We start from the raw sequence: 16,500 nt of genomic DNA on the forward strand, positions 1-16,500 counted from the left end.
AGCTGGTAGCCAAGGACCTCGCTCCAGTATCCAACTGACCTCACCAACTTTCAAGAGAAGAACGTGCGAGCGGAAGACGGCGCCCGCGGACCGATCGCGCGGCTCGCAATCAGTCCGTTGGAGCATTCGGGACAAATTTCCCTGATGGATATGTGAAATGGAGCGCGGTACCTAAGCGCCGCAGCGAGGACAGCCTCACTGGAAAGCTCGCGTTGTCGAACTGATACCCTTCGGCAAGCGCGGCATTCGCCTTATCGTGCAGTTCAGCGAACTGTTCGAACGCGTCCTCCGTGGCCTCCACCGTAGCTTTTCAAGGTTTTATCTCAGAAAGATCAATCGTTTCAGCAGGGTTGACAGGCCCCTTTCCGCCAGCGGATCCAACGACCTGGCGGCCCTACTCGTCTCGGCCAAAATAGTCTCGAGTGGCTTCACGCTCTTGTAGTATCCGGTCATGCTCTCTTCCGAACAGGAAACGGACCTCGCGCGGGCGTCGCACCGCAAGATCATTCACATCGACATGGAGGCCTTCTACGCGTCGGTCGAGCAGCGCGACAATCCCAACCTCTGCGGGAAGCCGGTCGCGGTAGGCGGTTCGGCCGAGCGAGGTGTCGTGGCAGCCGCGAGCTATGAAGCGCGGAAGTTTGGCGTCCGCTCTGCGATGCAGTCGATCACCGCGGAGCGACAGTGCCTAGTCTTCGTCAAGCCGCGCTGCGAGGTTTACAAGGCGATCAGCCTGCAGATCCGCGAAATCCTTGCCGAGCACACGGTGATCATCGAGCCGCTGTCGCTCGACGAGGCCTACCTTGACGTAACCGAAAATTTGCAAGGCATCCCGCTGGCCAGAGACGTCGCATTGCGGATCCGTGAGAAGATCAAGGCCGAGACAGGCCTGAACGCCCCTGCGGGTATCTCCTACAACAAGTTCCTGGCGAAACTCGCCTCCGATCACCGCAAACCTAACGGTCAGTACGTCATCGCGCCGGAGATGGGGCCGAACTTCGTCGAGAAGCTACCGGTCGGGAAGTTTCACGGCATCGGGCCGACAACCGCCGCCAAGTTCAACGCGTTCGGGATCTGGACCGGCCTCGACATCCGCAACCAGTCCCTCGCCTTCCTGCAGGAGAACTTGGGCAAGTCCGGGACCTACTACTGGATTTCGCGCGGTATCGACGAACGCCTCGTACGGGCCAACCGCGTGCGCAAGTCCGTCGGTGCCGAGAACACGTTCTTCAGCGACCTGACAGAATTCGACGCGATGGTCGCAGAGCTTCAGCCCCTGATCGACAAGGTCTGGCGACACTGCGAGACGGTGAGGAGTCGGGGGCGAACGGTTACGCTCAAGGTGAAGTTCGCCGACTTCGAAATCATCACGCGCAGCCGATCCGTTTCTTCGGCTGTCGCGACCCGCGCAGACCTCGCGGTTGTTTGGTCTGATATGAGCCGCATCATCGACGATGCAAGCGAGCAGATGGCAGAACGCGTCGAGGCCTTCAAGAACCGAGGCCGCGGCTCCTTCAACAGGAAGGATTACGACCGAGCGATTGCCGACTACGGCCAGGCCGTCAAGCTCAGCCCGAAGGACGCCTGGCCTTTTGCGCACCGGTGTGAGGCCTACGAAAGCAAAGAGGATCACGACTCGACCATTGCGGATTGCACCGAGGCGATCAGGATCGATCCGCCATATGGCTGGGCCTACAACAACCGCGGCGTCGCCTACTACGGTCTGCATGAATACGACGCGGCGCTGGCCGACCCCTACTGGTAAGCGCCAGCGGAATAAGTCAGTTCATAAGAATGCGAATAAATCTCAACGATGTTGCCCCAGGGATCTTCACAGTACACCATGCGATACGGCTTCTCTCCGGGATAATAGTGCCGGACCGGCATGCGTTGCTTGCCACCGTTCACAACGATCTTGCTGGCCAAGGCTTCCACGTCCGGATCGGTGATGCAGAAATGGAAGATACCGGTCTTCCAGTATTCGAGGTTATTGTCAGGCTTGACATTGCTCGGGAAGGCAAACAACTCGATGCCGATCTTGTCGGCCGTCGCGAGATGGCAGATGCGAAAACTCGTCCAGTCAGGGCCGAAGACATCCGTGCACATTTGTCCGATTGCGCTGTCGTCTTTGGTGATCGTCGTCGGCTTCATGATCGGATAAAGTCCGAGCACCTCCGTGTACCATTTGAATGCCGCGTCGACATCGGGCACCGAAAGACCGATATGATTGAAAGCCCGCGGATAGGTCATGGATATTCCTCCTCTTTGCTCGGGGCGCGGCGAGCCGGCCAGCGCAACCTTGCGAGAAACTGCAGGCGGCCGATCTCGTCGCGCCACATGTCAATGCCGACGGCAAGGACGATGATCACGCCGATCACCACATTCTGCGTCGAGGTCTGGATGGCGTTGAGATTGAGGCCGTTCTGAACGATCGTAATTGTCAAAGCGCCAAACAGCGTCGCTACGACATCGCCGCGGCCGCCTGCGAGGCTGGCACCGCCAATCACTGCGGCGGCAATGGCTTGCAACTCAAGCCCCGTGCCGTAGTTGGGCGAACCGGAGTTCAGGCGTGCGGCCATCAGGACGGCCCCAACCGCGGCCATGAAGCCCGCGATAGCGAAAGCGAGCAGCTGCGTGCGGCGAACCTTGAGGCCCGAAAGATAGGCGGCATTCGCATTTCCGCCGACAGCATAGATCTCGCGTCCGAGCCGCATGTGACGCATCAGCCAGTGGGCAGCAGCGAACGAGAGAACGACATAAACGAGCGGCAGCGGCATGCCGAGCACATGGCCGTAGAACAACGGCTCCAGGCGGTCCGAAGCGTCAAAGATCGGTGAACCGTTGTTGAACATGAAAGCGAGGCCGCGATAGGCACTGAGCCCGGCAAGAGTCGTGATAAAGGCAGGAATTCGCAAGTATGCGGTGACGAATCCATTGATACCGCCGAGAGCAGCACCGATTATGAGCGTCAACACGACGGCAACCCAAAACTCCACGCCCCAGAATTTGAGCATGCTGCCCAGCAGCATGGTGAGCAGCGCAATCATCGAGCCCGGGCTGAGATCGATTCCCCCGACAAAGATCACGAGGGTAGAACCAATCGCGACGATTGCAACAATGCTGACCTGCAGGGCAAGATTGCTGAGATTGCCGGCTGTGAGGAAGCGGTCCGTCGTGGACAGCACAATCAGTGCGACGATGAGTGTCGCGACAGCGGGGCCGGTCAGCGGATGGTTCAAATAGCGCCGCATCAGACGTTCATCCCTCCTGCAGTGGTCTCCAGCAGATCCGCCTTGCGCAACTCGGAAGCTTCTGCAAAGCGAGCGATGCGTCCGCGCTGTACGATCGCGATCCGGTCGGATATCGAGAATAGTTCCTTGTCGTCGGAGCTGATCAGGATCACGCCTTTTCCGGCGCGGACCAGTTCATTGATCAAGTGGTAGATCGCGACCTTGGCTCCAACGTCGATCCCCTGCGTCGGTTCGTCGAGAATGAACACGTCCGCTCCAGCACCAAGCCAACGCCCAAGCAGCAGCTTTTGCTGATTGCCGCCCGAGAGGCGGTCGGGCAGCTCATATTCCGCCTGAGGTGCGATCCTTAATCGCTCGATCAAGGCTCGGCTCGTCCGTTGCTCCTGCTCCAGATCGAACCACAAAGCGCGGCCATAAGCCCCAAGTGTGGCGGTGGTCATGTTCCGGGCGCCGGTCAGGTTGAAGAACAGGCCGTCGGCCTTGCGGTCCTCGGCCAGCAGCGCGATTCCCGCGGCAACCGCGTCAGCAGGGGAGCGCAGCTGCAGCGATCGCCCATTGCGGCGGATCTCGCCGGATGTTAGCCGATCGACGCCGAACAGCGCCCCCGCGATCTCGCTCCGGCCGGCCCCCAGCATGCCGCCGAGCCCCAGCACTTCGCCACGGCGAAGCGTGAAACTCACGCCGCGCACGCCGCGCTCCGTCGAAATATCCACCACCTCAAGGAGCGGCTCGCCGGCATTTGCAGACACTTTGCCATAGTGCTCGCGAACCTCCTCCCCGATCATCAGCTTGATGATCGCCGCGACATCGAGCGGCGTCGCATCGGCTGGGCTGACGATACGGCCATTGCGCATCACGGTAACGACGTCAGCCAAACGCACCACCTCGTCGAGTCGGTGGGAGACATAGAGAATCGCGGCGCCAGCCTCCCGCATCCGCAGCAACAGGTCATGGAGATGACCGGCCTCGGACGCTCCAAGTGCCGTGGTCGGCTCATCCAGCACGAACAGGTTGGCGCGCGCGGCCATCGCCTTGGCGATTTCGATCATCTGCTGATGCGCCTTCGAAAGTTCGCGCACCAATGCATCGGTTGCAATCGCGATTCCTAGCCCATCGAGCACCGTCTTCGCGGTCTCCCGCATCGAACGCCAGTCCAGGCGGTAAGCCCGTCCCGGCCAGCGCCCAAGCAGGATGTTTTCGGCAACTGTCAAATCCGGCACGAGAGAGAATTCCTGGAACACGGTGGCGACGCCGAGCGCTCGCGCCGCAAGCGGACTATCCAACTGAACCGGCTCGCCGGCACACAGCACCTCACCGGAATCCGGTTGGTGTGCACCGCTGAGCGTCTTGATCAGCGTGGATTTTCCCGAGCCGTTCTCGCCCACCAAGCCGTGGATTTCGCCCGCGCGCAGCAGAAGCGACACGTCGTCATTGGCCACGGCAGGCCCAAACGTTTTTCGGATGCGGCGCAGCTCCCAAGCCATGGATTCCGGCATGATCATGGACCTTCCGGCGCGTTTGTCTGTGTTGGTTCGGCGGCCGATCACCGGACCGCGGTCAAGCAGACGCGCGATCCGGGTTCAGCTTAGGGTCTGTACCTAATTAGCGATTTCTGATTCCCTCGCGTTGGATTGATTCGGCACGGGGGAGTTAGGTGCGCAAGGGGCTGTTCTGGCTGAACGACAAGCAGTGGGCTCAGATTAAGCCGCATCTGCCAACGAACCAGACTGGCCCGGCGCGCGATGACGATCGACGCATTATCAGCGGTATCATTCACATGCTTCAGTGCGGCGCACGCTGGCGCGATTGTCCGCCCGACTATGGTCCTTACACGACGATCTACAATCGCTTTAATCGCTGGGCCAAGCGCGGACATTGGCAGGCGATCTTTGAAGCGCTCGCCCGCTGCGGAAAGGATGGCGTGACTTTGTCCATCGATTCCACCTCGATCAAAGCGCATCGCTCGGCGAGCGGCGGAAAAGGGGGGAGCATGAACAGGCGATCGGCTCCTCGCGCGGCGGGCGGACCACGAAAATCCACGCGCTGAGCGACCCTGATTGCAGACCTTGCGCATTTCATCTCACTCCAGGCCAGGACGCAGATATTGCCGCCGCGCCGGCCCTTTTGGAACTCGCGCCACCCATGTCTGCCCTCATCGGCGACAAAGGATACGACGGCGACGGCTTTCGCGCCGAAATCGTCGATCGTGGTGCCAAGCCCGTCATTCCAAACAAATCCAACAGGGTCATCCTCCACAGCTTCAACAAACGCGCCTATAAGGGACGCAACGTCATCGAGCGCTGTTTCTGCCGCCTCAAGGACTTCAGGCGTGTCGCAACTCGCTACGACAAACTTGCCAGAAACTTCTTGGCTGCCGTGCACCTCGCCGCCATCGTCGCCTATTGGATCAATTGAGTCTGAACCCTAGTACTTCTTCGAAGGCTTGGGATAGAGCACCTCGGGATGCCGCAGCACGTCGAGTACGTTGCTCTTATCCACAATACGCGTGGGCGTCTCGACCCACCCGCCGCGATATTTGTTGTCGAGCACATCCGCTGTGACTTGTAGAGCGATCTGACCCATCACGTAGGGGGTCGTATCCACCGTCGCGGTCACGGTGCCCGCGGCGATCGGCTCGAGCCCGGCTCCCGTATCGCCGTCATTGCCAAACAACAGAAGGTTCTTCCGACCCAGCGCCTTTGCGGCCTGCGCGGCACCGAGGATCTCATAGTCATTGGCGGCAAAGATCATCTGAATGTCCGGATGCGCCTGCAACATGTCCATTGCGGCGGCATTGCCGCCTTCGACGTTCCACTTGCCATCGAGGCTTGCCACAACTTTCAGCTTGGAGCCCTTGATGGCATCGAGAAATCCCCCGACGCGCTCCGTCGAATGATAGCCGGGCTGGCCTTCAAGAATACCGACCATCATCGGCTTGTCACCGACGAGCTTGAGCGCGTACTCGCCCTCCTCGTGCGTCCCATTTCGCTGCGAGTAGCCGACCACCGCGTGGATGGGGGTCGGGAAATCCGCGATGTCGGAATTGACAATCACGACCGCGATGCCCTGCCCCACCGCACGCTTGACCAATGGCGCGGCGGCATGCTCGTCATGCGTGGACAGGATGATCGCGGCGACGCCCTGATTGATGACGTCCTGGATCATGCCCATCTGGCCATTGATGTCGGCCCCGCTCTGTGGCGCCAGCATGAAGGTTTGGATCCCGTGCTCGGCCGCCACGTCCTTGATGCCCTCGCCGATCGCGATGTAGTAGTTGAACTCGGTTGCCGGCGGCATGTAGGCGATCCGCGCGCCCTTCGAACCTTTGAAGTCCTTGATCGGAGCTTGCGCTTCCGGCTTCAGTGGTTTCGGCGCGGGATATTCATCCGCTGGTGCACCACTCGTTGTCCCCAGCGCGAACATGGCGGCGATGGTCGCCAATAATTTGCTTCCTCGAGCCATTCACATCCTCCCGTTTTGGTGTTTGCTCCACTTATGAGTTCGATCGTTTTTGGTGTGGAAGCCCGGATCCGGCGCATCAGCCAAGAAACGGTTTGTCGGGGACACCCCTTACGCCGGGCTTGATGGCAAAGAGCGCACCAGATTGCGGCTCCGCCGCAATCTGTTCGGGTGTCATCAGATAGCGCGCTGTGGTGATATAGAGCGTGTCTAGGTCCTCGCCTCCGAAGGTCACGCAAGTCGGGTTAAGCACTGGGACAGGCACAATGCGGTCGATCCGTCCGTCTGGCGTGAACCGCACCACGCGACGCCCATTCCATTGTGCGTTCCAGATGAAGCCCTCGGCGTCGATACAGGAGCCGTCCGGTAGCCCCGGCTGGTCTTCAAAACGGTTGAGCACGCGTCGATTGCTGACGGCGCCCGTTCGATCATCGTAGTCGTAGGCCCAGATGGTCCGCGCCGGCGAGTCCGCGAAATACATCGTCCGGCCGTCTGCGCTGAAGCAGATGCCGTTCGCGCACGCAATGCGTCTTAAGAGCGTTGTAACGCGATAGTCCTGATCTATTCGAACAACGCTCGATACGAACTTCCCTTCCATCTCGTCGAATCCACCCGCAACCAATCGCCCTTGGCGGTCGGTGCGGCCGTCGTTGAGTCGCGTGTTCGGATTGTCAGGCTCGAACGCAGCCAGATCCTTGCGCTCTCGAGTTGCAGGATCGTACAGCGCCAAGCCCGAGGCGAACGCAACGATCAAGCCGCCGCGCGGGCGTGGTGCGAGACAAGCGACCCGCTCTGACGCCTTCTGCGACGAAGTTTGCCCCGTAGCCGGATCGAGGCTCCAGATTTCGCACGACTCGATATCGACCCAGTAGAGACGCCGCTCGCTCGGGTCCCACGTCAGCCCCTCGCCGAGCACATTTCGGCAGTCTACGACGAGACGCACTTCACTCATCGGACTTCGCTCCACGGGGCCGAACTGAGGAAGTTGCACAGCCAATTTGCAGCCACTGCCCCTGTGCTTGACTGCTATCTTAGATCTGATACCTTGCGTCTGCAATATCGCTCTTCGGATGAACGACGATTCTGAGCGGCTCACCGCCAGCCATCGCGCCAAAGCCAGAGGTGTCTCCGCACATGGTTTCCGTCATTGAGCGGCCCGCCTCCCTTGCAGCGATTGCCCTGCAGCAAATCCGCACGGCCATCATCGAGGGCACGCTGCCGCTCGGTTCGGCCGTGTCCGAGAGCCAGCTCGCCGCCTCGTTCGGGATCAGCAAGACGCCAGTCCGTGAGGCGCTGGCACATCTGCGGATGGAGGGGCTCGTCACCATCGTTCCGCAGTCGGGTACGTTCGTTTTCACATTGAGCGCGGTGGAGGTGATCGAGATCTGCGAACTGCGGCAGACCCTCGAAGCGGCCGCGCTCCACCTTGCGATCGCGCGCAACCGGGCTCGACTCGTTGATGGCTTGGCCAAGGTTTGCAGGCAGATGGACGAGACGCGCGTCAGCGGTGACGAACGCGCCTATCTTCGACTCGACAGCGCCTTCCACGAAGAGTTCTTCGCCAATTGCGGCAACCGTTACTTTGCCGATGCGTATCATCGCATCGTGCCGAAGGTCGCCGCGCTGCGCACCCATCTTGCGACGCGCCCCGATCACACGCGTCTTTCCTACGAGGAACACAAGCAGATCCTCGACGCAATCAGGCGTGAGCAGGAGGACGACGTGATGGTGATTCTCGATCGCCACATCGAACGCACACGATCCGCCTACACGCGCAACATCGAAGACATCGCCGCGGCCGATTCCGCTTCGCGCGGCCCGCCGCCGCTCGCAAAGCTTGGCTCGACTCCATGACACCCGCCGAGGCCCGTCATCTCTCTCCCGACGACCACGCAGCACGGGTGGAATTGCGCGGCCTCAGCAAGGCGTTCAACGGCATTCCCGCCGTCATCAATCTCTCGCTCGACGTCTGGCCTGGCGAGATCCATGCCATCGTGGGCGAGAACGGCGCCGGCAAATCGACGGTCATGAACATGCTCTCCGGCGTGTTTGCGCCTGATGCAGGCGAAATCCGCATTGATGGCGCGCCGATCCAACTTGCTTCGCCTCGCCAGGCACAGGATCTCGGGATCGCCACGGTGTTTCAGGAGCTGAGCGTCGTTCCCGCGGTCAGCATTGCCGAAAACATCTACGCCAATCACCCGCCGACCTTGCCGGGTGGAATCATTCGCTGGAGCAGGCTTTACGAACGTGCCCATCAGCTGCTCTCCGAACTTGGCGTAGACGTCGATGTCAAGCGATCCGTCGCTTCGCTCGACACGCCAACACGGCAACTCGTCGAAATCGCCAAGGCATTGTCGTTGCGGGCGCGCTTGCTGCTGCTCGACGAGCCGACGTCGTCACTGACGGCACGCGAGGTGCACACATTGTTCGATCTTCTACGCCGGCTGCGGGATCGCGGCATCGCGATCATCTACATCAGCCATCAGATGAGCGAGATCCTGGCGATTGCCGATCGCATTACCGTCATGCGCGACGGGCACAAAATTGGGACATGGCTTGCCGATGCAGTCACGGCGGACGAGATCGTCCGTCACATGGTAGGCCACGAAATCGCAGATGATGCTGCTGTCTCCGGCGCGGCCGCCACCGGCGCCGAGCTGCTGCGCGCGGAACGCTTGTCGGCTCCCGGGCATTTCCACGACGTCGGATTGGCGCTGCGTCAAGGTGAGATCGTTGGCCTTGCCGGACTGATGGGCGCGGGACGGAGCGAACTCGGCAAGGCGCTGGTTGGCGCGCGCCTGATCGACGCCGGGCGCATTCTGATCGACGGCCATCCCGTCTCTCTCGACAGCGTGGGCGCAGCGATCCGGCACGGAATCGCCTATCTACCCGGCGACCGGAAGAGCGAGGGTCTCTTTCTCGACAAATCGCTGGCCGACAACATCGTCGCTGCATCCCTGTCGGGCGTATCGCGCTTTGGCCTCCTCGATCGCAGGCGAAGAGACGAACTGGCCCGCACGACCGTGCACCGGCTGCGTATCCGCACGGCGAGCCTCGATCAGGCGATGCGTCATCTGAGCGGCGGCAACCAGCAGAAGACGTTGCTTGGAAAGTGGCTCGTCACCGAACCGCGCATCCTGATTGTCGACGAGCCTACCAAGGGTGTGGACGTGGCAGCCAAGGCCGAAATCCACGCCGAGTTGCGCCGGCTTGCATCGGAAGGCGCTGCAATCCTCGTCATTTCTTCGGATTTGCCCGAGCTTCTCGGTCTGTCGGATCGCGTGCTGGTCATGCGCAACGGTGCCATCGCCGGCGAGCTTCCGCGCTCAGAGGCAAGTCAGGAGCGAGTGATGGCCCTGGCATCGGGGATCGCGTCAGCGCCGCAAGCATCGGAACGAGTGTCATGAAGGCCCTTCAGCATTCCATCCACTGGCCGCGCGGAAATGAAGCCTTCAGGCTTAGACGAATCGTCGAGGCCCGGGAAATTACGCTCGTCGTTTTGATCGCAGCCGTCGTCGCGGCGATGTCATTCGCAAGTCCGTACTTCCTGACAGCCGCCAACTTCCGTGCAATGGCAATCGGACTCGCGCCGACCGCAATCATCGCAGTGGGCATGACCCTCCTGCTCGTGTCCGGCGGATTCGACCTTTCGGTCGGCTCGGTCATGGCATTGACGGGCACGGTGCTGGCGCTGCTTGTGGTCAAGGGCCTGCCGATCGCGCTCGCGTTGGCGGCGACCATGTTGGTCGGCGCAGTGGTCGGCGCGACCAACGGGATTCTGGTGACCCGGGTTGGCGTTAACCCGCTTGTCGCAACACTCGGTACGCTCTCGGCCGCTCGCGGCATCGCCCTGGTCCTGACTGACGGCTTTTCCGTCAGCGGTTTGCCTTCCTCCTTCGGCTTTGTCGGCGGCACGGACATCGCCGGTGTCCCGCTGACGGTCGTGATCATGGGCCTGATCGTTCTGGTGGCCGATCTTGCGCTCCGCCACACGCGCGCGCTGCGACAACTCTATTTCGTCGGCGCCAATGAAACGGCGGCCCGACTCTCCGGCATTCCGGTCGACCGCGTGCGTATCTCGGCCTACGTGGCCTCGAGCCTGCTCGCGACGCTGGCAGGCATGCTGCTCGCATCGCGCCTGATGGCCGGCACGCCCACGGCCGGTAATGCGCTTGAGCTCCAGGTGCTTGCTGCCGCGGTTATCGGCGGCGCCAGTCTGCGCGGGGGCGAAGGCACGGTGCTCGGCGCCTTTCTCGGCGTGATCTTCGTTGCGCTCATCAATAACGCGATGACCATGCTCGCGGTGTCGATCTATTGGCAGATGGTTGTCACGGGTTTGGTGCTCACGATCGCGGTCGCGCTCGACATGCTCGTGCGCGGTCGTTCGCGTTAGGTCGCGTTTCTTGTGCAGCGAAGATGTGCACCGCAGGGCAGGATTGGAGACGCTCATAAACAACAAATCAGGGAGGACAAAATGACCGAAATGGACATGACAAGACGGCATCTGTTCAATATGGCGGGAATGCTTGCCGGGGCAGCCGGCACCGGCGTCCTGAGTTTGAATGATGTGCGCCCGGCGAACGCTGCGGAAGCCAAGGGCGAGTACGTCTTTCTTTCAATCGTCACGCAGGTGCCTTTCTGGGTGGACCATAAACACGGCCTTGCCGATGCCGGCAAACAGCTCGGCGTCAGCACCACATTCACCGGTCCGCTCGATTTCGATACTGCCGGCCAGGCGCGGCAACTTGATGAGATCGTGGCCCGGAAGCCCGCCGGAATCCTTCTCTTCCCGGGAGATGCCGCCACCTTGGCGCCCGGCATCGACCGTGCGGTGGATGCCGGCATTCCCGTCGCCACCATCATCGGCGACGTGCCCAACAGCAAACGATTCTGCACATTGGGCATCAACGGCTTTGACGCAGGACGTGCCGGCGGCGAGATGCTCGCGCAGGCCATCGGCGGTAAGGGCAAGGTGCTGCTTGGCACCTTCCCGGCACCGAACGTGCTCGATCGCGTCGAAGGTTACAAAGCGATGTTCAAGGAAAAATATCCCGAGATCACCGTCACCGACGTGGTGAACGACAAGGCCGATCCATCCTATGCGCCGACCGCTTATGCGCAGTCGTTGCAGGCCCATCCCGACGTGGTCGGGATCGGCGGCACCGACGGCGACAGTGGCAAGGGTGCCGCCATTGCGGTTCGAGACGCCGGCCGGACCGGGAAAGTCAAGATCGTCGCGATGGACCGCAATGACGATATGCTCCCGTTCATCGAGGATGGCACGATCTGGGGATCGGTTGCGCAGAAGAGCTATGCCGAGGCCTATATCGCCACGCACCTCCTCTATTGGCTCAATGCCAATGACATGAAGGTGCTTCCGGACTGGAAGGCGGCCGGCATCGATCCGCTGCCCGAAAAGATCCAGACCGGCATCATGCGGATCACACGCGAGAACGTGAAGCTCTTCAAGCATAGCTGATGCGCCCGGAGGCGCGGCGCAGTTGGCCCGGCTGGCGCCTCAGGTCCGTCCCACGCTGTGCAACTCGCGATGGAGATCGCATGGCCAAATTCAAGGTCTACGTCAGTGACTACGACTATCCCGATCTTTCGATCGAGCAGGCCGTGCTCGGGCCGATCGGCGCCGAAGTCATAGGCTTGCAGTGCCGCACCGGCGAAGGTCTCGCCGAGCAAGCGGCTGATGCCGACGCGATCCTCCAGCAATATGCCAGGATCTCGCGCGAAACCATTGCACGCCTGACTCGCTGCAGGGCGATCTGTCGTTATGGGATCGGCGTCGACATCGTCGATCTCGAGGCTGCGCGCGAGCGCGGCATCATCGTGACCAACGTTCCCGATTATTGTCTCGATGAGGTTTCCGATCACGCCATTGCGCTCGGGTTCACTCTGCTTCGTCGGCTACCCCAATACGCGGCGGCTACGCGCAATGGACGTTGGCACTGGAGCGCGGGCGGCGGTGCCATCCGCCGCCTTCGCGGCATGATTTGCGGTCTGATTGGCTTCGGCCGGATCGCACAGAACATGGTTCATAAGCTCGCGCCATTCGGCTTTTCGGTGATCGCCTACGATCCCTACGTGTCGGACAGCTATATGCGCAGTTTCGGCGTGCGCAAGGTAGAGCTGGATCAGTTGCTCGCTGATGCGCAGATTGTGCAGGTCTTGTGCCCCTATACGCCGGAAACGCATCACCTCATCGATCACGCTGCCCTCGCCCGCATGCGCCCCGATGCCGTCCTAGTGAACTGCACGCGGGGCAAGATCGTCGACAACCGGGCGCTCTTCGACGCGCTTGCAGCGGGCCAGCTCGCCAGCGCCGCTCTCGACGATCTCGAGGAAGAGCCGGCCAAGCTCGAGCATTGGAGGCCCGAGAACAACGCGCTGCTTCGGCTGGATAACTGCATTGTCACCCCGCACGTCGCGTACGTATCCGACGAGTCGCTTGCCGAATGCCGCCGGGCCGCCGCCGAGAATGCGCGGGCCGTCCTGCTTGGACAGAGGCCGCCAAACCCGGTCGTCCTCTAACGCAATTCTGTTCGCGAAGGAGACTCAGCCATGAGCTTTTATGAAATCCGAGAGATGCCCCGACCCGATGATAACATTATCGCTGAATATGTCGATGTGGCCCGATGCTTGAGCGCATCCTGCGTATTCGCAGACGTTCAAGGCCGCGCCGGGGTGATGCACTCCTCAATCAAACCGATCTTCGCCTGCAAGCTCGTCGGCGCTGCCCTCACCGTTAAGCTCGCGCCCGGCGACCTGCAGGATCCATTGAAGGCACTTGAGATCGGCAAGCGCGGCGATGTGATCGTCGTTGATGCCAACGCGGATACCGAAACATCCGTGGTCGGCGGTCTCATGGGAGGCCTTGCCAAGAATCGAGGCATCGCCGGCATGATCGTCGATGGTGCGGGCCGTGACATCGATGAGCTGCGCGATATCGGCTGGCCGATCTTTACCCGGGCCGTGACCGCCCGTGGCACGCATACGATGTTCTCAGGCCGCAAGGAGGATCTGTCCTTGAATGTGCCGATCGTTTGTGGCGGGGTTCCGGTCAATCCCGGCGATATGATCGTGGCGGACGAGATCGGCATCACGGTTGTACCGCGTGAGCGCCTTGCGCCGGTGCTGAAGCTTGCAAGGGAGCAAGCTGAGCGAGAAGAAAAAACCCGCCAATGGGTCAAGCAGGGCAAGACGGTCGAGGATTTGTTGCAGGAATTCGGCAGGATTTAGAGTACCGTCTGAACTCCGGAGGTCTCCGGGCGCGCCGCACGCGTCGTCGTCCAACCGATCGGGCAAGGCATGAAGAAGAGAGAGCCACATCGGCCGGAGACCAAGTGCGACGGCTGCGACGGTAAAGGACGCCCGCCGGTGCAAGCGGTCACATCAGGTAGACGGATCTACCCGGCGCTTTGCAAGAGATGCGGCGGCAAGGGCCGGACAGCGATGATTCCGGCAAGCGCCTCAAGCTGAACAATGCGCCCGAGAGTGAAGCGCGCCGGGCGTGAGGTCTATGTACGTGAGATCAGGTGGCGAGCCCAGCCAGCGCCGCATCATCCGCCGGCGCCAACAATTCGCGCGGAACCACGTCGCGTGCGAATGCGGACAGACGCGCGTTCTCGCGAACTCGGGACCGCGTTTGTCGACTTCCTCGTTCCAGATATCGATGACCTGCTCCAGGTCTTGAAGACGTACCCGCCGTTGATGGCCGTCGGGTGAAGGATTCGCGACCTTCCGTGCCGGGAACGGCGGTAATCGCAAAGAGGTCGTCGATGACATCGCGCTCGCCGCCTGCGTTCATCGCGAGTAGCTCTGCGAGAGCCCGGACACCCTCGACATCGCCGACTGCCAGCGCGCGCCGAATCTGGTAGCCGCATTTGCTCCGTGGTAACCGTGCGGCCCTGAGGTTCTCGGCCCTCCTGCGCGCGCATCCCCCCAGCGAACGCGGCAGCTTTACCATTTTGGCCACCGCCCACGCCGCTTTGAAGAAAGCTAGATACGGCGGCGACGACGCTTTGGTCGCTTCGGGTATTTGTGGCCGTGCAAGTCGGATAGCCTCTTCGACCACGGCCAAGGTGATTTAGAAGCGCGCTGCGATTTCTTCGGGCTCGTCGCCTCGCCCCCACAACACAGCGAGTGCTTCATCGGGAACGCCAACGCGAAACTGCGGGGTCCGTCGCGAACCGCGACGATCTCCCACGGCTGTCGATCGGCCTGCTGGAGAGCGCCTGGCCCCTTCCGAAGGCTGCGCGCCTCCTGGGTGTGTCGTTGTCCTCGCTGCGGGGTAAGCAAGACTAGACTTGTGGCCCACGCACCCCAATGCATGGGCCATATTGCCCGGAGGATCGCGATAAACCAATGCTTGAAAACGACCTGACCCTGGCCGCCAGGCTGCGGGAGGATCTGCGACAGATATCTTCGCCAATCTAGCTCAAACGTCTGCTTCGCGCCGAGAGCTGCCCTCCGAGCCAGGTCGCAGTTTGACCCGAACCGGTCATCAGGACAGATGCGCCAGCCGCAACTTTCGGGCAGTCTTCTGAGCGAGCGCGCGATTAAAGCCTGCTATCGTCACGCTGCATGGCACGACCCCCATGGGAGAGGTCCGGCTTCCAGCAACATGGTCGCAATATGCGCTGTTTAGCTTGAACATCTGTTCTCTCTCCGCAGCAAGTTTTGGGATCGCCGAGCATGGCGTCGTCCGATGGCATCCAGCTCAAAAGGGTCTCCTGTTCGCGGATATCGCGATCCTATCGGAATCGCGGGACCGCGCTCAATTGAACCGGTGTCCACCTGCACCGAACTCAGCGCCCAGCGCCTCCTTAGCTTCGGAATCGTAGAGGTGACAGCGAACCGAACCGCCGGCGATCGTTCGCGGCAAAGGCGCATCTTGCGCACAAACCGGCATGACATGGGGGCAGCGCGGATGGAAGGTGCAGCCCGCGGGTGGTTCCAGTGGATTGGGAAAAGCGGTGCCAAGGTGGGTGTCTGGCAAGCCGAGGCCCGGTTCCGGCGTGAGGATCGAGGCAAGCAATGCCTGCGTGTAGGGATGCCGGGCTGCGCGGAACAGCGAAACCGTGTCGCTTTCTTCGACGATCTGTCCAAGGTACATGACTGCAACGCGGGTTGCCATGTGCTGGACGACGGCCAGGTTGTGGCTGATCAGCAGCAGCGTCAGTCCGAATTCCCTCTGCAGGTCCTGCAGGAGATTGAGAATCTGCGATTGCACCGAGACGTCGAGCGCCGACGTCGGCTCGTCGCAGATCATCACCTGCGGTCGCGTGATGAGAGCGCGCGCGATCGCGACGCGCTGGCGCTGGCCGCCCGAGAGCTGGTTTGGATAGGCACTGCGAAGCCGGCGCGCCAGACCGACCCGCTCCATCATCTCTTCGACCTTGACGCGGCGCTCCGCCGGTCCGCCAATGCGATGAACCTCAAGCGGCAAACCGATGATGGCACCGATCGACTTGCGGGGATTGAGGGACGAATAGGGGTCCTGAAAGACCGGTTGCACGCACCGGGCCATGACACCGCGGTCGAGCCCCTTGACCGCCGCTCCGTCAAAAAGAATTTCACCGCTGGTGGGCGGCAGGAGCCCCAGCATCATGCGGGCAAGCGTGGACTTGCCGCAGCCGGATTCGCCGACCAGTCCGAGGATCTCGCCCTTGCGGACGGTGAGCGAGACGCCATTGACCGCGTGCAACACGCGGCGGGCCTTGAACAAGCCGCCGTCGACCACGAAGCGCCGCTCGACATTGCGGGTTTCCAGCATGGG

The 16,500-nt window shown here is 61.5% G+C and carries 13 protein-coding genes and 3 pseudogenes; 10 read left to right on the forward strand and 6 right to left on the reverse strand.

The window, feature by feature from the left end; genetic code table 11:
* Positions 1-451 precede the first annotated feature (451 nt).
* Positions 452-1,417 (forward strand): annotated as a pseudogene (gene dinB, locus MTX23_RS18305) (DNA polymerase IV); the annotation flags it as partial.
* 51 nt (positions 1,418-1,468) lie between these two features.
* Entirely contained in the window at positions 1,469-1,765 is a 297-nt protein-coding gene (locus tag MTX23_RS36385; RefSeq protein WP_348637571.1) for a tetratricopeptide repeat protein, read from the forward strand.
* On the opposite strand, the gene MTX23_RS18310 is transcribed toward MTX23_RS36385, so the two are convergent.
* Genes MTX23_RS18310 through MTX23_RS18320 form a run of 3 tightly spaced genes read right to left on the reverse strand, consistent with a single transcriptional unit; the run spans position 1,756 to position 4,753 of the window.
* Positions 1,756-2,250, reverse strand: a complete 495-nt coding sequence (locus MTX23_RS18310) for a lactoylglutathione lyase family protein (RefSeq protein WP_280971614.1) — start codon at positions 2,248-2,250, stop codon at positions 1,756-1,758. The two genes, MTX23_RS36385 and MTX23_RS18310, sit on opposite strands and share 10 nt — an antisense overlap.
* A complete protein-coding gene (locus MTX23_RS18315; protein WP_280971615.1) occupies positions 2,247-3,251 on the reverse strand; it encodes an ABC transporter permease in 1,005 nt (334 codons plus the stop codon). Before MTX23_RS18315 ends, MTX23_RS18310 begins: the two co-directional genes overlap by 4 nt.
* Positions 3,251-4,753: a sugar ABC transporter ATP-binding protein gene (locus MTX23_RS18320; RefSeq protein WP_280971616.1), complete on the reverse strand. Its 1,503-nt coding sequence runs from the start codon at positions 4,751-4,753 to the stop codon at positions 3,251-3,253. Before MTX23_RS18320 ends, MTX23_RS18315 begins: the two co-directional genes overlap by 1 nt.
* A 152-nt stretch (positions 4,754-4,905) precedes the next feature.
* Here MTX23_RS18320 and MTX23_RS18325 point away from each other — a divergent pair.
* A pseudogene (locus tag MTX23_RS18325) lies at positions 4,906-5,666 on the forward strand (IS5 family transposase).
* A gap of 9 nt (positions 5,667-5,675) precedes the next feature.
* Here the strand turns inward: MTX23_RS18325 and MTX23_RS18330 are convergent.
* Positions 5,676-6,713: a sugar ABC transporter substrate-binding protein gene (locus MTX23_RS18330; RefSeq protein WP_280971617.1), complete on the reverse strand. Its 1,038-nt coding sequence runs from the start codon at positions 6,711-6,713 to the stop codon at positions 5,676-5,678.
* Positions 6,714-6,789: 76 nt separating this feature from the next.
* Entirely contained in the window at positions 6,790-7,662 is an 873-nt protein-coding gene (locus MTX23_RS18335) for an SMP-30/gluconolactonase/LRE family protein (protein ID WP_280971618.1), read from the reverse strand.
* A 182-nt stretch (positions 7,663-7,844) separates the two neighbouring features.
* Between MTX23_RS18335 and MTX23_RS18340 the strand changes: the two genes are divergently transcribed.
* The 7 genes and pseudogenes from MTX23_RS18340 to MTX23_RS18370 form a co-directional block, all read left to right on the forward strand.
* On the forward strand, positions 7,845-8,564 hold the full coding sequence (locus MTX23_RS18340) for a GntR family transcriptional regulator (protein WP_280971619.1): 720 nt from the start codon (positions 7,845-7,847) through the stop codon (positions 8,562-8,564).
* A gap of 140 nt (positions 8,565-8,704) precedes the next feature.
* Positions 8,705-10,120, forward strand: coding sequence for a sugar ABC transporter ATP-binding protein (locus tag MTX23_RS18345; RefSeq protein WP_280971620.1), 1,416 nt, complete (start codon positions 8,705-8,707; stop codon positions 10,118-10,120).
* Positions 10,117-11,106 carry an ABC transporter permease gene (locus MTX23_RS18350; protein WP_280990740.1) on the forward strand — a complete coding sequence of 330 codons (990 nt, stop codon included), beginning with the start codon at positions 10,117-10,119 and terminating at the stop codon, positions 11,104-11,106. The genes MTX23_RS18345 and MTX23_RS18350 overlap by 4 nt, the downstream gene beginning before the upstream one ends.
* Before the next feature lie 81 nt (positions 11,107-11,187).
* A complete protein-coding gene (locus tag MTX23_RS18355) occupies positions 11,188-12,192 on the forward strand; it encodes a substrate-binding domain-containing protein (protein WP_280971623.1) in 1,005 nt (334 codons plus the stop codon).
* Between the two features lie 80 nt (positions 12,193-12,272).
* Positions 12,273-13,253, forward strand: a complete 981-nt coding sequence (locus MTX23_RS18360) for a C-terminal binding protein (RefSeq protein WP_280971624.1) — start codon at positions 12,273-12,275, stop codon at positions 13,251-13,253.
* Between the two features lie 30 nt (positions 13,254-13,283).
* The gene (locus tag MTX23_RS18365) at positions 13,284-13,961 is read left to right on the forward strand and encodes an RraA family protein (RefSeq protein ID WP_280971625.1); all 678 of its coding nucleotides are present in this window, start codon (positions 13,284-13,286) and stop codon (positions 13,959-13,961) included.
* Between the two features lie 942 nt (positions 13,962-14,903).
* A pseudogene (locus tag MTX23_RS18370) lies at positions 14,904-15,026 on the forward strand (DNA polymerase IV); the annotation flags it as partial.
* Between the two features lie 472 nt (positions 15,027-15,498).
* Here MTX23_RS18370 and MTX23_RS18375 read toward each other — a convergent pair.
* Entirely contained in the window at positions 15,499-16,497 is a 999-nt protein-coding gene (locus tag MTX23_RS18375; RefSeq protein WP_280971627.1) for an oligopeptide/dipeptide ABC transporter ATP-binding protein, read from the reverse strand.
* Positions 16,498-16,500: the final 3 nt, after the last annotated feature.

Origin of the sequence: Bradyrhizobium sp. ISRA436, assembly GCF_029910015.1 — a bacterium.
In the GTDB taxonomy this organism is placed as follows: domain Bacteria; phylum Pseudomonadota; class Alphaproteobacteria; order Rhizobiales; family Xanthobacteraceae; genus Bradyrhizobium.